Annotated in this window: 13 protein-coding genes; 12 read left to right on the forward strand and 1 reads right to left on the reverse strand. The window is 53.5% G+C overall.

The genetic code is table 11. The annotated features are described in order from the left end of the window. Window positions 1-73: 73 nt before the first annotated feature. Window positions 74-430 (reverse strand): response regulator, encoded by a 357-nt coding sequence (locus DOLE_RS11495; RefSeq protein WP_012175651.1) that lies wholly within the window; start codon window positions 428-430, stop codon window positions 74-76. A gap of 327 nt (window positions 431-757) precedes the next feature. Between DOLE_RS11495 and DOLE_RS11500 the strand changes: the two genes are divergently transcribed. From DOLE_RS11500 to DOLE_RS17510, 12 genes are all read left to right on the forward strand, one after another. Continuing rightward, window positions 758-2,344 carry a type I restriction-modification system subunit M gene (locus DOLE_RS11500; RefSeq protein WP_012175652.1) on the forward strand — a complete coding sequence of 529 codons (1,587 nt, stop codon included), beginning with the start codon at window positions 758-760 and terminating at the stop codon, window positions 2,342-2,344. Next, on the forward strand, window positions 2,344-3,582 hold the full coding sequence (locus tag DOLE_RS11505) for a restriction endonuclease subunit S (protein ID WP_012175653.1): 1,239 nt from the start codon (window positions 2,344-2,346) through the stop codon (window positions 3,580-3,582). Before DOLE_RS11500 ends, DOLE_RS11505 begins: the two co-directional genes overlap by 1 nt. After that, window positions 3,579-5,693: a GmrSD restriction endonuclease domain-containing protein gene (locus tag DOLE_RS11510; RefSeq protein ID WP_012175654.1), complete on the forward strand. Its 2,115-nt coding sequence runs from the start codon at window positions 3,579-3,581 to the stop codon at window positions 5,691-5,693. The genes DOLE_RS11505 and DOLE_RS11510 overlap by 4 nt, the downstream gene beginning before the upstream one ends. Then, window positions 5,690-8,830, forward strand: coding sequence for a type I restriction endonuclease subunit R (locus DOLE_RS11515; protein ID WP_012175655.1), 3,141 nt, complete (start codon window positions 5,690-5,692; stop codon window positions 8,828-8,830). Before DOLE_RS11510 ends, DOLE_RS11515 begins: the two co-directional genes overlap by 4 nt. Before the next feature lie 89 nt (window positions 8,831-8,919). Continuing rightward, window positions 8,920-9,444, forward strand: a complete 525-nt coding sequence (locus DOLE_RS11520; protein WP_012175656.1) for a hypothetical protein — start codon at window positions 8,920-8,922, stop codon at window positions 9,442-9,444. Window positions 9,445-9,543: 99 nt separating this feature from the next. Further along, the gene (locus DOLE_RS17980) at window positions 9,544-9,879 is read left to right on the forward strand and encodes a type II toxin-antitoxin system RelE/ParE family toxin (protein WP_012175657.1); all 336 of its coding nucleotides are present in this window, start codon (window positions 9,544-9,546) and stop codon (window positions 9,877-9,879) included. Next, entirely contained in the window at window positions 9,876-10,175 is a 300-nt protein-coding gene (locus DOLE_RS11530; RefSeq protein ID WP_012175658.1) for an addiction module antidote protein, read from the forward strand. The genes DOLE_RS17980 and DOLE_RS11530 overlap by 4 nt, the downstream gene beginning before the upstream one ends. A 124-nt stretch (window positions 10,176-10,299) precedes the next feature. After that, entirely contained in the window at window positions 10,300-11,442 is a 1,143-nt protein-coding gene (locus tag DOLE_RS11535; RefSeq protein ID WP_012175659.1) for a cysteine desulfurase family protein, read from the forward strand. A gap of 26 nt (window positions 11,443-11,468) precedes the next feature. Beyond that, complete coding sequence (locus DOLE_RS11540) at window positions 11,469-11,915, forward strand: DUF5661 family protein (RefSeq protein ID WP_012175660.1); 447 nt, start codon at window positions 11,469-11,471, stop codon at window positions 11,913-11,915. A 65-nt stretch (window positions 11,916-11,980) separates the two neighbouring features. After that, entirely contained in the window at window positions 11,981-13,246 is a 1,266-nt protein-coding gene (locus DOLE_RS11545; protein ID WP_012175661.1) for a CDP-alcohol phosphatidyltransferase family protein, read from the forward strand. A gap of 14 nt (window positions 13,247-13,260) precedes the next feature. Further along, window positions 13,261-13,488 (forward strand): hypothetical protein, encoded by a 228-nt coding sequence (locus DOLE_RS11550; RefSeq protein ID WP_041280530.1) that lies wholly within the window; start codon window positions 13,261-13,263, stop codon window positions 13,486-13,488. Window positions 13,489-13,679: 191 nt separating this feature from the next. After that, a complete protein-coding gene (locus DOLE_RS17510) occupies window positions 13,680-15,974 on the forward strand; it encodes a putative bifunctional diguanylate cyclase/phosphodiesterase (protein WP_012175662.1) in 2,295 nt (764 codons plus the stop codon). Window positions 15,975-16,019: the final 45 nt, after the last annotated feature.

The following is a 16,019-nucleotide window of genomic DNA, read 5'->3' on the forward strand; positions in this document are numbered from 1 at the left end:
TGGAATCGCCGCAGGCGGCAGTCCATGCTGTCCGTCACGGGGGTGTCACTGTGGGGATACTTCGTGCGTGCCCTTACGCTGTCCGCTTCCGCGTATATTCCCGCACGCAATCGACCAGATTTTCCACGGGGAAGGGTTTGGACAGAACGGCGTCAAAGTGCTCCCTGTCCGGCAGCCAGGGGGTGGAGGAGATGCCGATGATCGGAAGCGCCGTTCCTGCAAGATTTCGAATATGCCGCACCACGTGCATGCCATCCAGCTCGGGCAGCAGGATATCGGCTATAACAAGATCAATGCTTTCTTCCTTAAACGTCGCAAGGCCTTCCCGGGCACTTTCAGCAATATGAATAGTATGGCCGAACCGTGACAGGTTATGCCGGATCATCTCCAGAACGCTTTTCTCGTCATCTATGATCAGAATCGACGCCATCGGTCACCTGTCGTACAGTTCGAAGGGCCCGGCAACACACCTGTAGAAACTGCGGCAAAGGAAATAACCATCTGACTTGAATAGATTTTACAGGCGTGAACACTGTTTTTAGCATTCAACGTCATCCTTGTCAAGCGGAAAGTCTTTTCAAGAGAATCGTTTGCAGGGGGGGTAAATACAAATTGCGATCATATATGGCCTTGTGGTATGTTGACGAAAAATCTTTTCAACACAAGCCCTTGGGGCACCGCCCTGCTTAACGAGGAAACCGACTTTGAGACCACCACAGCAAAAGCCAAAAACAGACGCCACTGACACAGAGAGCCTATGAATCACAACGGAAACAATACTGAAGCCCGTCTATGGGACGCGGCGGATCAACTGCGGGCAAACTCCAAGCTGAAGTCTTCAGAATATTCCGTACCGGTGCTGGGTCTGGTCTTTCTGCGCTATGCAGACCACAAATTCCAGGCAGCGGCAAAAGAGCTGGAGGGCAAAGGCGGCGGGCGGCGTAAAACCGGCCCGGCCGATTATCAGGCCAAAGGCGTGCTCTATCTGCCCAAGGCTGCGCGTTTTTCGGCCCTGATCCAGATGCCTGAAGGGGCCAACATCGGCACGGCCATCAACAATGCCATGCGGGCCATTGAGGCCGAGAACCCCGATCTCAAGGACGTGCTGCCCAAGACCTACAACCGCTTTGAGAACACCCTGCTAAAAGAACTGCTCAAGACCATGAACTCCGTCCCCATGGACATTGAGGGGGACGCCTTTGGCAGGATTTACGAGTATTTTCTGGGGAACTTCGCCCGCGCCGAAGGCCAGAAGGGCGGCGAGTTTTTTACGCCCACCGCCATTGTCCGGCTCATCGTCGGCATCATCGAACCGTTCCACGGCCGCATCTATGACCCGGCCTGCGGCTCCGGCGGCATGTTTGTGCAGAGCGCCCGGTTTGTGGCCGAACACAAAAAGAACCCCGGCGCCGAACTGAGTGTTTACGGACAGGAAAAGGTGGCAGAAACCGTGCGCCTGGGCAAAATGAACCTGGCCGTGCACGGCCTTTCCGGCGATATCCGCGAAGGCAACGCCTATTATGAGGATCTGCACCGCGCCGTCAACAAATTTGACTTTGTCATGGCCAATCCGCCCTTTAACGTGGACCGGGTGGACAAGGACCGGCTCAAGGACGACCCCCGCTTTCCCTTTGGCCTGCCCCGCACGGATAACGCCAATTATCTCTGGATTCAAATATTTTACAGCGCCCTGAACAAAACCGGCCGGTCCGGATTTGTCATGGCCAACTCGGCCTCCGACGCCCGCGGCTCAGAACTGGACATCCGCCGGCAGCTCATCGAAGCCCAAGCCGTGGATGTGATGGTGGCCGTGGGCTCCAATTTTTTTTACACCGTGACCCTGCCCTGCACCCTCTGGTTTTTCGATAAGGGCAAGAGGAATGCCGTTCCTGGGAGCGCCGCACCCCAGTGCGGCATTTCCCGCGCGGACACCGTTCTTTTCATCGACGCCCGCCATCTTTACCGTCAGATCGACCGGGCTCACCGGGACTGGACCCCGGCCCAGATCGAGTTTCTGGCCAACATCGCCCGGCTCTACCGGGGCGAGCAGACCGAAAACCTTCACGACAGCGCCGACCTGCTGGCCGAGCACTTCGGCAAGAAGTCCAAATATGTTGATGTTCCCGGTCTGTGCAAGGTGGCCACCATTGCCGAGATCGAGGCCCAGGGCTGGAGCCTCAACCCCGGACGTTATGTGGGCGTGGCGGCAAGGACCGAAGATGATTTTGACTTCAAGGAACGGCTGGAGGAGATGAACGAAGAACTGGAAATCCTCAATGCCGAGGCCCGGGAGTTGGAAGAACGGATTGCCGAGAATGTGGCGAAGTTGCTGGAGGGGGAGTGATGGACCTTCATGAAGTGTGTGATCTGATTGTTGATTGTGAGCATAAGACCGCACCAACCCAAGCAGAAGGCTACCCCTCTATTAGAACCCCAAACATTGGTCGAGGATATTTTCTTTTGGACGGAGTGAATCGTGTTTCAGAAGAAACTTACCGGTCATGGACAAGACGAGCCGAACCAAAACCTGGCGACTTAATAATGGCCCGAGAGGCTCCGGTTGGGAATGTTGCTATGGTCCCTGCGGGTCTTCGCCCCTGCCTTGGACAAAGGACCTTGCTGATACGACCAATGAGGTCAAAGGTTTTCCCACGCTACCTCGCGTATTTGCTGATTGGCGACCAAATCCAGAATATTATCCATGCCATGACGAATGGAGTCACCGTACCTCATTTAAACATGAAGGATGTGAGGTCGCTTCCCCTACCACCGCTTCCCCCCCTTCCCACCCAGCGCAAAATCGCCGCCATACTTTCGGCCTATGACGACCTGATCGAGAACAACCTGAGGCGGATCAAGATTCTGGAGGAGATGGCGCAGAACCTCTACCGCGAGTGGTTCGTCAAGTTCCGCTTCCCCGGCTGGGAGAAAGCCCGCTTTGTGGATTCGCCGCTGGGGAAGATTCCGGAGGAGTGGGAGGTGACAACAATCAACAAAGTCACCTCATACATTAACCGTGGCGTAACTCCTAAATATGACGCCTCTGCATCGAGTCTTGTTGTAAATCAAAAATGTATTCGTGATCGCAAACTTAACTTGAGCCTTGCGAGACAGCATAAAAGTCGCGTGATGGATGACAAATACGTTGTGTTTGGCGATATTTTGATCAATTCCACTGGTGTTGGAACTTTAGGTCGTGTGGCCCAGGTGTATGAAGATTTGAACGATGTGACAGTTGATACGCATGTGTCGATTGTTCGCCCTTCAAACGGAGATGGCATTGATTTCTTGGGCCTCGCCTTGATTGATTTAGAGCCTCATTTTGAGTCGCTCGGAGCGGGTGCCACCGGTCAAACCGAGCTTCGTCGTGATAGGATTGGTGAAACCGAAATCGTTTTACCACCGGTTAAAATGCGGAAGCAGTTTTCAGAAAAGGTAACTTCGCTTCGAAAATTGGTCCTTAATCTGGCAGCTCGAAACGAAACCCTGCGCCGCACCCGCGACCTGCTTCTCCCCAAACTCATATCCGGCGAGGTGGATGTGTCGGAACTGGACATCGCTATTCCTGAGGAGGCTGCATGAAAGCCACTGAAGCAAAGTTTTTGGATTTTATAAAAAAGTCTCCGCAGTTTGTCATCCCCATCTACCAGCGGACCTACTCATGGACGGAGCGGGAGTGCCGGCAACTCTGGGACGATATCCTGCGAACCGGAAGTAACGATGATGTGTCAGCCCATTTTGTCGGCTCCATCGTATATATCGAAAAGGGGTTGTATCAGGTGATGAGCCAGTCGCCGCTGCTGGTCATTGACGGGCAGCAACGCCTGACCACAATGGCGCTGCTGATTGCCGCACTGGTCAAGGCGCTGGAGAGCCAGCCCGAGGAAGCGCGGGAACCCGTGGACGGGTTTTCCCCGCGCAAGCTGCGCAATTACTACCTTATCAACCCGGAAGAAGAAGACGCGCGGCATTACAAACTCATCCTCTCCCAGACCGACCGCGATTCGCTTATTGCCATTGTTTCAGAAAAAGAACAGCCCAAAGAATTTTCGCGGCGCGTCACGGAGAACTATGCCCTTTTTGCCTCCTGGATCAAGGGCTTTAAAGGTGATCTGGCCCCTCTGTGCAAAGGTATCGCCAAACTGATGGTGGTGGACATTGCGCTGAATCGGGACCAGGACAACCCGCAGTTGATCTTTGAGAGCATGAACTCCACCGGTCGGGAACTGACCCAGGCCGACCTGATCCGCAATTTCATCTTAATGGGGCTGGAGCCGGAACTTCAAACCCGTCTCTATGAGCACTACTGGCGGCCGATGGAACTGGATTTTGGGCAGGAGGCATACGGCACCCATTTTGATGGCTTCATGCGCCATTATTTGACGGTTAAAACCGGCGATATTCCAAAACTGGACGCCGTGTACGACGCCTTCAAGGCCCACGCCCGTTCCCCCAAGATGGCAGAGGCAGGAGTTGAGTCGCTGGTGTCCGACATTCGAATCTTTTCACACTATTTTTGCGCCATGGCACTGGGGGCCGAGCCTGATGGAGAGCTGAAGCGCGCCTTTCACGACCTGCGCGAGTTAAAAGTGGATGTCTCCTACCCTTTCCTGTTGGAGCTGTATCACGATTATGCCGAGGGGGTTTTATCAAAACAGGATTTTGTGACGGCGGTACGTTTGATAGAGGCGTATGTTTTTCGCCGGGCCATCTGCAATATCCCCACCAACTCGCTTAACAAGACTTTTGCAACCTTTACAAAAGCGCTGAAAAAAGATCGCTACCTGGAAAGCATTCAGGCCCATCTGCTGACGCTGCCCTCCTATCGACGCTTCCCGAATGACGATGAGTTCAAACGGGAGTTGCAGGTGCGTGATCTTTACAACTTCCGAAGCCGCAGCTACTGGTTGAGACGGCTGGAAAACCAGGGGCGTAAGGAACGTGTGGATGTGGCCGAATATACCATTGAGCATATTCTGCCGCAAAACGAGAACCTCTCCACAGCATGGAAGGAAGCGCTGGGATCCGAGTGGGAGCGTATCAGGGAAACATGGCTCCATACCCTGGGAAACTTGACCCTGACCGGTTATAACTCGGAATACAGCGACAAATCCTTTATCGAAAAACGTGATATGCAGGGCGGCTTTAAGGAAATCCCGCTCAAACTGAATCAGGGGCTGGGCCAGCTTGAGCAGTGGAATGAAGACACGATCAAGGACCGTGCCCAACGTCTGAGCGAAATTGCGGTGAGTGTCTGGTGCACTCCGCACCTGGCCGCTGATGTGCTGGATGCCTACCGGCCGAACGCGGAATCGGCCTCGGCCTATTCGATAGAGGATCACCCGCATCTGCACAATGGTGTGGGGCGAGAGCTCTTTGAGGCGTTTCGAAAAGAAGTGATGGCGCTCAATCCCGTAGTCAGCGAAGAATTTCTGAAACTTTATGTGGCCTATAAAGCCGAGACCAACTTTGTCGATGTGGTTCCGCAGGCAAAGCGGCTCCGGCTATCGCTGAATATGCCGTTTGCCGATATTACCGACCCGCGCGGCATATGCAAGGACGTTTCCGGCCTTGGCCGCTGGGGAAATGGCGATGTGGAAGTAGGGTTCAGCTCGATGGAAGAACTGCCTTATCTCATGGGGCTGGTTCGCCAGTCCTTCGAACGACAAATGGATAATGGAAACGTGCAATGACCCCTGCCGGATACACCGAAGACGCCCTGATCGAACAGCCGGCCATCGCCCTGTTTAAAGAACTGGGATGGGAAACGGTCAATGCCTATCACGAGTTTGAACAGGGCGGGAGCACGCTGGGCCGGGAGACAAAAGGCGAGGTCATCCTTGCTCTCCGGCTGCGGAGTGCCCTGCTGCGCCTTAACCCGGACGCGCCGACCGAGGCCATTGACCAGACCATTGAAGACCTGACCCGGGACCGTTCGCGCATGAGCCCGGCGGCCGCCAACCGGGAGGTCTATCATCTGCTTAAACACGGCGTGCGCGTTCCCGTGCCCGACCCCGAAGGCGACGGTGAAACGGTAGAAGTGGTGCGAATCATCGACTGGGAGAACCCGGGCAAAAACGACTTTCTGCTCTGCTCGCAGTTCTGGGTGACCGGCGAGATGTATACCCGCCGGGCCGACCTGGTGGGTTTTGTCAACGGCCTGCCCTTGCTGTTTATCGAACTTAAAGCAACACACCGCCGCCTGGAAACCGCCTTTACCGGCAACCTGAACGATTATAAAGATACCATTCCTCAGATGTTCTGGCCGAATGGCCTGGTCATACTTTCCAACGGCAGCCAGAGCCGGGTGGGCAGTATCACCGCCGGATGGGAACACTTTTCCGAGTGGAAGAAAATCGGCAGCGAGGATGAGGCGGGCAAAATCTCGCTGGAGACCATGCTGCGCGGCGTGTGCGAACCGGCCAGGCTGCTGGACCTGGTAGAGAACTTCACCCTGTTTCAGGAAGCGCCCGGCGGGCTGATCAAGCTGACGGCCAAGAATCATCAGTACCTTGGGGTCAACAACGCGCTGGCCGCCCTGACCGACATTCGGCAACGGGAAGGCAAACTGGGCGTGTTCTGGCATACCCAGGGCAGCGGCAAGAGCGTTTCCATGATCTTTTTTGCCCAGAAGGTGATGCGCAAGCAGCCGGGCAACTGGACCTTTGTGATTGTCACCGACCGCCAGGAACTGGACGGACAGATTTACAAAAATTTCGCTTCGGCCGGGGTTGTCACCGAAGGCCGCGCCCAGGCCGAAAGCAGCAAGCACCTGCGGCAGTTGCTGGGTGAGGATCACCGCTATATTTTTACCCTGATCCACAAATTCCGTGCGCCGGAGATGATCTCCACCCGCGACGACATCATCGTCATCACTGACGAAGCCCACCGCAGCCAGTATGATACTCTGGCGCTGAACATGCGCACGGCTTTGCCGAACGCGGCTTTTCTGGCCTTTACCGGCACGCCGCTGATCGTAGGCGAGGAGAAGACGCGGCAGGTATTCGGTGATTACATCAGTGTTTATGATTTCCGTCAGTCGGTGATTGACGGCGCCACAGTGCCCCTCTATTACGAAAACCGCATTCCTGAACTGCAACTGGTCAACGACAACCTCAACGAGGAGATGGCGCGCCTGCTGGAAGAGGCGGAACTGGATGAGGCCCAGGAGAAAAAACTGGAACGGGAATTTTCCCGGGAGTACCACCTGATCACCCGCGATGACCGGCTGGAGGCTGTGGCCAAGGACATTGTCGCGCATTTCACCGGTCGGGGCTTTTCCGGCAAGGGTATGGTGATCTGCATTGACAAGGCCACGGCCATCCGCATGTACGATAAAGTGAAAAAACACTGGGCGGCAAAGATCGCCACCCTGGAGGCGGAAAAGGATACGGCGCCGATTGAAGCCCTGCCTGAAACCGAAGATCGCCTTGCCTGGATGAAAGAGACCGATATGGCAGTGGTGGTTTCGCAGGGGCAGAACGAAATCGCCGAAATGGCGAACAAGGGGCTGGACATCCGCCCGCACCGCAAGCGCGTGGTCGAAGAAGACCTGGATACCAAGTTCAAAAAACCGGACGATCCGTTCCGGCTGGTATTTGTCTGCGCCATGTGGATGACCGGCTTTGACGTGCCAAGCTGTTCCACCCTCTATCTTGACAAGCCCATGCGCAATCACACGCTGATGCAGACCATTGCCCGAGCCAACCGGGTCTATCCCGGCAAGGTCAGCGGCCTGATCGTGGATTATGCCGGGGTGTTCCGAAACCTTGAAAAGGCGCTGGCCATTTATGGCGCCGGCGAGGGCGGCGACAAGCCGATTGAAGATAAGGCCGCGCTGGTGGCGGCGCTGCGGCAGGTATTGGAAGAAACCGGGGCCTTGTGTCAGGAACAGGGGGTGGGTCTTGCGGCCATTCGATCTGCTGATGGGTTTGCCCGCGTGGGCCTGCTTGATGATGCCGTGGAGGCGCTGGTTGTTTCAGAAGAGATCAAGCGCCGTTATCTTGACCTGGCCAATGCCGTGCAGCGGCTGTATAAGGCTGTGCTGCCCGACCCGGCCGCGCATGCGTTTGTCGCCGAGGTGACGCCCGTCAAGGTGATTGCGGATAAAATCCGCGTTTTGGCACCGCCGGCCGACATCTCCCAGGTCATGCAACAGGTGGAGGAACTGCTTGACCGCTCCATTGCCACTGAGGGTTACGTCTTTCGCGAGATTGTTCCGCCTTTTGGCCACGAGCACCAGATTGACTTGAGTGATATTGACTTTGAAAAGCTGGCTGAGAAATTTAAGACCGGCCGCAAGCGCACCATCAATGAAAAGCTCAAAGGGGCTGTGGCGAGGAAACTCATGATCATGGTGCGGCTCAACCGCACTCGCATGGATTATCTGGAAAAGTTCCAGGCGATGATCGACGCCTACAACGCCGGCAGCCTCAATGCCGAGGCGTTCTTTGAACAACTGATGGCTTTTGCCGGGAGCCTGAATGAAGAAGAAAAACGCGGCGTAAGTGAACAATTAAATGAGGAAGAGCTGGTACTGTTTGACCTTTTAACCAAACCACGGATTGAAATGAGCGAGGCGGATCGCAACAAGGTGAAAGTCACTGCCCGGGAACTGCTGGCCACACTCAAAACTGGCAAACTGGTGCTGGACTGGCGCAAGCGGCAACAGGCGCGGGCTGAAGTCCGAGTCCCCATTGAAAAGGTGCTTGATAAGGGGCTGCCAAGGGCCTACACACCGGAACTGTTTGAGCAAAAAACAGCGGCTGTTTTCCAGCATGTCTATGAGGCTTACTGTGGTGCGGGACAAAGTATTTACGCGGCGGCATAAAAAACCATCCGAATAATGTGCTGCAACAGGTTGTTGATCCGCCTACTCTGTAAAAATAATAATCCGGCATTAGCAACAGGAGAAAATTTATGTCCCCGGAAGCTCAAGCGGCATTTGCGGAATGTGGCGCCTTTTACCGTGATACGGTGCTGCCCACGACGATTTTATCGCTTTATAAGACAGGCACACTGTTCCGCGAGTTGACATTTTGCGACGCAACTTACAAATTCGGTGGATTTGCTGCAGCAGATCGTTATCTCATCATTTCCGCCAACGCTCACTGCATTGACGAACTCTCTGAGCATCCTGAATGGGGTTTATGTGTTTGGCAAACAGGTAGCATCTTCAAAGTTATTGGGCACCACCAGAGCGATCGCCATTCACAAATTACTCTACTTGAAGTTCCCGAGGAGTTTCTCGATGAGTTTTTAACGCCGGATCTATCCGAGATGGAACAGTACTTTTCAAGAGGGGCTGAAGAGCAGTTCCAGGCAGCCTTGCAAACAGAGGCGTTGGAAGAGCATCAAACCCGGCTGTGGTTAGATCGCTTAATATTCCCGGTCGGGGTAGATGACGATGGGCACTTCTTCGAGTGTTGGCATCATAGCAACTAACCATTCACTGGTGCGGACACAAAAAGCCAGGTGACATTGTGCAACCGTTCTCCGCAATAAAATGCTTGACACCTGTTGCTTTAAAGCTACAATACAACCATGGATGATTCCAGAATAGAACTCCGCGAATATTTAACCGAAGACGGAGACAACCCCTTCCATAAATGGCTTAATTCACTGAAAGACCGATTCGCACGTGCGCGAATTCGCGTTCGATTGAATCGTGTAAGGCTTGGAAACTTTGGTGATTGCAAACCTGTTGGAAAAGGTGTGAATGAGTTACGGGTGGATTATGGCCCAGGATATCGGGTTTATTATGGGAAATCGGAGATGACCATCGTGATTTTACTGTGCGGAGGTTCTAAAAAATCTCAGTCAAAAGATATTCAGTTGGCACAAGCATATTGGGCTGATTTCCAAAGGAGAACGAAATGAAAAAAGTAACAGAGAAATACGAAAATAATCTCAAAGCAGATCTTCTCGATCCTGTTGAGGCCGCAGAATATTTAAATGCCGCACTGGCGGATGGTTCCCATGAGGTGTTCTTAATGGCCTTAAAAGACGTTGCAAATGCAAAGGGTATTTCTGAAATTGCACGAGAAACAAAACTCAACCGTGAAAATCTTTATCGAATTCTTTCAACACAAGGCAATCCAAAATTTAAAAGCCTAAGTTCTGTGCTTCATAGTGTCGGCTTGAAACTGTCTGTTGAAGTAGAAAATCGAGCTTAAAAACTATTCTGCAAACATATCAACTTGGCCGTCCCCCTGAACTTGGCGGCTGATCTTAGGCGTTTGCCTTAAAAAACCCGGGGCGATCCGACTGAATATAACTTTCTGTTGATCAGGCAATCCCATGACCCGACCCATTTATCTTGATTACAACGGCACCACGCCCCTTGATCCGGAAGTGCTTGAGGCCATGCGGCCCTTCTGGGAAACGGAATTCGGCAACCCGTCCAGTGCCCACTGGTACGGTATTCGGCCCAGGCAGGCCGTGGAAGCGGCCCGGCGCCAGGTGGCGGGTTTGCTCGGCTGCCTTGCCGAAGAGGTCCTTTTCACCTCCGGCGGTACGGAATCCAACAACCACGCCATACTGGGCATGGCCCGGGCCCTGAGGCATAAGGGCCGCCACATTGTCACCAGCACCATTGAGCACCCGGCGGTGCTGGAGGTGTGCCAATACCTGGAAAAAGAAGGCTTTGAAACCACGCGAGTTGCGGTGAATGAGTTGGGCATGGTGGACCCGGCAGCCGCGGAACAGGCCATTCGGCCTGACACCATTCTGGTGACCATCATGCATGCCAACAACGAAGTGGGCACGGTGCAGCCCATTGCCGAAATTTCCGAACGGGTAAGAGCACGCGGCATTACCATGCACACGGACGCGGCCCAGTCCCTGGGCAAAATCCCGGTGAATGTTTCAACCCTGGGCGTGGACCTGCTGTCTGTTGCCGGGCACAAGATTTACGCGCCCAAGGGCATCGGCGCCCTTTATATAAAAAAAGGGCTGGCCCTGGAAAAGTTCTGCCACGGCGCTGGCCAGGAAACCGGCCGGCGGGCCGGAACCGAAAACGTGACCGGCATTGTCGGTCTGGGCAAAGCCTGTGAAATTGCGACCAGGGATCTGGAAGTGAACCGGGTACACATGAAGGATATGCGCGACCGGCTGCACAGCGGGATCAGCGAGCGGGTGGCGGATATGCGGTTAAACGGCCACCCTGAAAACCGGCTGCCCAACACGTTAAGCATGGCCTTTAAAGAGCTGGAAGCAAACCGCCTGCTGGAGGAGATCTGTCTGGAGGTGGCGGCCTCGGCCGGGGCCGCCTGTCACAGCGACACGGTCACCCTTTCCCATGTGCTGGAGGCCATGGGCGTGCCTGTGGAATGGGCCAAGGGCACCCTGCGGTTTTCAACGGGCCGCATGACCACTGCCGAAGAGATCGACCGGACCGTGGAGGTGGTGGCCGAAGCGGTGGCCCGGCTGCGTAAATCATAACGAAACCATCACAAAAGGAGAACATCATGAAACTGCCGGAGTATATAACCGTTGATGAGGTAAAACGGGTCTGCAATGAAATCGGTTTGCGGGACTGGTCCGAAATCACTGACCCGTCTGTTTCGGAGGCGGAAGCGTCCACGATCCTTAAGATAGTGAATGTCCAGGGAATGGATATCCCTCTGGAGGCCTTTCGAAAGGGGCTGGAGGTGGAGCTTGAACATGGGACAAGGTTTGAGGATGCGAATGTAACGAACAATCACCCGGTTTTGACGGGAAAAATCGTGCTCGCGCATCTCAAAGAGACCATGGATTATTATGAAAGAATCGAGGTCGCGGAAATAGAAGGCGATTTATTAAAAGCGGTGTTGTCGAAAAATATCGACAAAATCGGCTCGAAATACAAAAAGCTCATAGAGGCTCAGAAAGCACTGAATCAATCGGTTGCCGAACAATTAAAAAGAGGCGACTAGCCCCGGCGTGACAACCGCATAAAAAAGCGCGCGACAATTGCCGGCATCGGGAAAGGATCAGGGTCATGCATCAACGCCCCTCATTAAAACCGGATTGGATCAAGCACCTGGAAGATCGTATCGCGGGGCGGGTGCCCTACCCGCCCGCGCTCCTTTCTTCAGTCAAGCTGTTCATTATTACGCCGGCTTTGTACCTTTCTTTTAAACAGGTCGGCTGGTTCCCCAACGCTTCGGCATGGGTGTTTTTCCTGTTTCTGTGTTTCTGGGCGCTGGATTACCTGGCTGCAAGCGTTACGCGGGCCCGCTGCCCGGATTCGGCATTTGACCGTATTTACAACCGTATTACCGACTACCCCCTGTTGTTCATGGTGGCCCTGGCTTGCATGGGGATTGTGCCCTCCGCCTTGATCATCGCCAAGTTATCACTGGACTGCATCCTGCTGGTTCAGTTCTTTCTTAATCCGCATTCCACGGAAAACTGGATCCGTTCGACCATTTCTTATACGGTTCTGGTGTCCCTGCTGTTTCTCAGCCAGGGATGGGCGGGCGGCTATATAAACGCGGAATTCGTCAACGCGCTGCTGCTGGTCAACATCGCCTTCGCCGCCATCATCGGGTTGTACAACGTCCGGATGTTCCAGCTGCGGTTTGTTGCGGATGTGCTGTCCGGGGCCAACCTGCTGTGCGGCCTGTTCAGCATGTATTTCGCGTATTACGGCAGGATTGAAATCAGCCTGCTGTTCCTGCTGATGGGGGAGCTGTTTGACGGGTTTGACGGCGCCGCGGCCCGGAAATTCGGCGGCACACGCTGGGGTGTCTATTCGGACGACATTGCCGACGGCGTGAACTACGGGATTGCCCCGGGGGTTGCCCTGTTTTTCATCATCGGGGGATGGGAGGGGTTTGTCACCGGTTTTATTTACGGGTTTTTCACGATTTCGCGGCTTGTCTATTTCACACTCAACAAGGAAGCGGCGGACCCGGACTTCTTTTCCGGTGTTCCCAGCCCCATCGGCGGACTGATCGTCATCTGTTCGTTGATCCTTTTTCAATCAGCACCTGTCCTGCTCGGCCTGTCCGTGGGTATCGCATGCGTACAGATGGTATCGTTTGATGCTTATTACCGCCATGTTGGCCGGGCCTTCTTCAGCGGTCAGAAACAATATATTCTTGGGCTTCCGCTCTATGCCATGGCCCTGATTCTGGGGGCCTTTGTATGGGGAATCCGTGTTTCCGTCGCCCTCCTGCTGGTGATCGCCCTGGCTTACGGATTTGCCCCATCGTACAGACGGATAAAACAGGTCATGACCAAAAGTGCCGCATCGGAATAAGGGACGCCCGGACCTTGAACGATATAAACAAAGCCGACAGCCAGGACCCCCTGCGGGTAATCGTGCTTTACTCCGCCGGTCACCTCGGCAGCACGATGATTTTAAACCGCCTCTTAACCATGCCGGCCTATGATGTTGTGGGCGTCATCAAGGCCCAGCCCATTGCCTTTTCGTTTACCGGTATCAGAAAAATCAGAAAACACCTGAAAAAAGTGGGCTGGCGTTTTGCGTGGCGGCGGTGAGGTATAAAATCCTTTGATCAATTACCTTTGACACCTCCCCGGTCAATATATATTATGCCTCAAATATTCTATATTCTTTATAAGAACAGGGGTCGGCGTCCAAATCGTGTGCAAAAAAAACGAAGGGTCTTAACTAAAACAGGAGCGGCTATCAGCCCGGAAATTTCGGCAATACGTTAAGGATATCATCCATGTTCAGCATCTTTCCTAAAGACGATCACGACCAGACTTTAAGAATCAAACGCTTTCTCATGGCCTTTGGCGCATATGTTATATGGAGCGCTATCTGCTACGTTGGTTATTTTTTAGGATTAACCAAGGTGCCGTTGTACATCCTGTCTGCCGGTGTTGCAGGCAGCTTTATCGTAAATATTCTATTATATTTAATCTTCAGAACCGGATTAAATAAAAAGTTCCAAGACAAGAGCCTGACCCTTATCCAGATGGTGATAGCCACCTTCTGGATCATGGTGGTTGTGTATTACGCCTATGAGGCCAGAAGCGCGGTCCTTCTTGTTTATATGGTTGTGCTTGTGTTCGGACTTTTCAGGTTGAGAATCCGGCAATTTCTTTTTCTGTCGATTTTTGCCCTGGTTAATTTTTCCGCGGTTATTTTTGTACTTTATAAATTACAGCCCGGATACATCAATGTTAGAGTGGACATATTCAACATTGTGGTCCTGGCGTTTATTCTTCCATGGTTTTCCGTGGTCGGCGGATACATCACCAACCTCAGGGCCAGCATTTCCAGGGCCTTTACAACCATTGAGCTGCTGACGAACAACATCGAAGATATCGTTTTCGTTGTGGATTTGGATCTGAATTATACCTATGTCAGTCCTTCTGTTAAAATTCTGAGGGGATACGAACCGGAAGCGGTGATGAAACAGGCGCTGTCCGATTCCTTTGCCCCTTCCTCCCTGGATTTGGCCATGAGGACGCTATCCGAAGCCGTGGCGCTGGGAAAATCAGGCGGTACAGAATACAACAAATCCCGGACGCTCCAGTTGGAAATCAAGAAAAAAGACGGGACTACCGTGTGGACGGAAACAAAATTTTCCTTTGTCCGGGATAAAAACAAACAAACGGTTGGTATTCTGGGGGTAAGCCGGGATATTACCGAACGCAGGCTCGCCGAAGAAAAGATTCGATACCTGGCCACGCACGACAACCTGACGGAACTCCCCAACCGCACCCTGTTCGGTCAGATGTTAGGTCGGGCAATCAAGTTTGCTCAGCGTTATCAGCGGCAGTTTGCCGTTTTATTCATCGATCTGGACCGATTCAAGATTATTAATGATACCATGGGGCACGATGCCGGTGACCAGCTGTTGAAAGAGATCGCCAGCAGGTTTAGACAATCGCTGCGGGCAGTTGATGTTGTTGGTCGGCTAAACGAAAAAGACAGTGTTGTCGGCCGTCTGGGGGGAGACGAATTTGTTGTACTGATCGAGGAAGTGACGAACCTGAGCCAGGTGGCAACCGTCGCCCAAAAAATACTGAACACCGCCATTAAACCGATGGTTCTTCTGGGGGAAGAGTGTCGGGTAACAGCCAGCATCGGCATCAGCGTATACCCGGATGATGGAGAGGACGAACGCACCCTGATGAAAAAAGCGGACATGGCCATGTACTTTGCCAAAGAAGAAGGCAAGAATAACTTCCAGTTTTATTCTCAAAACACACATTCACCGGCATTTGAACGTTTTTTCGTCGAAGCGGAATTGCGTCATGCGCTGGAGCGCAATGAACTGTATTTAGACTATCAGGCCAAATTGGATTTCAAAACCGGCGCCATCACGGGTTCTGAAGCCCTGCTGCGCTGGCGGAACCCCGGACTGGGTTTAGTGGCACCAACGCAATTCCTTCCGGTAGCCGAAGAAACCGGATTGATCGTACCCATCGGCAGATGGGTAATGAAGACCGCCTGCGCCCAGAATGTCGCCTGGCAGCGTCAGGGGCTGCCACCGGTCACCGTGGCAGTCAACTTATCGCTTCGTCAACTCATGGACGATAAACTCATAGAAGATATCAGGACCGCGTTGGAAGCTTCCGGCATGGCGCCCAACCTTCTGGAGCTGGAAATCACTGAGAGCATTGTAATGCATAAGCCCGCGCCCCTGATTGAATTGCTGGCCAGGATAAAAAGCCTGGGTGTACGGATTGCGCTTGACGATTTCGGCACCGGCTACTCTTCCCTCGCCCAGATAAAACACCTTCCAGTCGACACCCTCAAAGTGGACCGATCGTTCATTCGCAACCTTCAGCAAAACCCGGACGACAGAGAGATTATCGAAGCGGTCATCGCCATGGGCAGGGCGCTGAGTCTTAATGTTATTGCCGAAGGCGTGGAGACGCTGGCTCAGGACACCTATCTGCGAGAACATATCTGCGATGAGATGCAGGGGTTTTATTTCAGTAAGCCGGTTGCGCCTGATCAGTTTGCCGATCTGTTGAGTAAGCATACGACACCATCGTCAACATGATCAATACCGGCCTGCGGGCCGTCAGAAAACCCTGGGCGCGCTTGA

This window comes from Desulfosudis oleivorans Hxd3, assembly GCF_000018405.1.
Lineage (GTDB): Bacteria > Desulfobacterota > Desulfobacteria > Desulfobacterales > Desulfosudaceae > Desulfosudis > Desulfosudis oleivorans.

Bases quoted from the DNA above. Each gene is read 5' to 3' on its own strand.
- DOLE_RS11515 (WP_012175655.1), top strand. From the start codon at position 5,690: ATGACCCCTGCCGGATACACCGAAGACGCCCTGATCGAACAGCCGGCC.
- DOLE_RS17510 (WP_012175662.1), top strand. From the start codon at position 13,680: ATGTTCAGCATCTTTCCTAAAGACGATCACGACCAGACTTTAAGAATC.
- DOLE_RS11505 (WP_012175653.1), top strand. From the start codon at position 2,344: ATGGACCTTCATGAAGTGTGTGATCTGATTGTTGATTGTGAGCATAAG.
- DOLE_RS11530 (WP_012175658.1), top strand. From the start codon at position 9,876: ATGAAAAAAGTAACAGAGAAATACGAAAATAATCTCAAAGCAGATCTT.
- DOLE_RS17980 (WP_012175657.1), top strand. From the start codon at position 9,544: ATGGATGATTCCAGAATAGAACTCCGCGAATATTTAACCGAAGACGGA.
- DOLE_RS11545 (WP_012175661.1), top strand. From the start codon at position 11,981: ATGCATCAACGCCCCTCATTAAAACCGGATTGGATCAAGCACCTGGAA.
- DOLE_RS11495 (WP_012175651.1), bottom strand. From the start codon at position 430: ATGGCGTCGATTCTGATCATAGATGACGAGAAAAGCGTTCTGGAGATG.
- DOLE_RS11535 (WP_012175659.1), top strand. From the start codon at position 10,300: ATGACCCGACCCATTTATCTTGATTACAACGGCACCACGCCCCTTGAT.
- DOLE_RS11540 (WP_012175660.1), top strand. From the start codon at position 11,469: ATGAAACTGCCGGAGTATATAACCGTTGATGAGGTAAAACGGGTCTGC.
- DOLE_RS11520 (WP_012175656.1), top strand. From the start codon at position 8,920: ATGTCCCCGGAAGCTCAAGCGGCATTTGCGGAATGTGGCGCCTTTTAC.
- DOLE_RS11510 (WP_012175654.1), top strand. From the start codon at position 3,579: ATGAAAGCCACTGAAGCAAAGTTTTTGGATTTTATAAAAAAGTCTCCG.
- DOLE_RS11500 (WP_012175652.1), top strand. From the start codon at position 758: ATGAATCACAACGGAAACAATACTGAAGCCCGTCTATGGGACGCGGCG.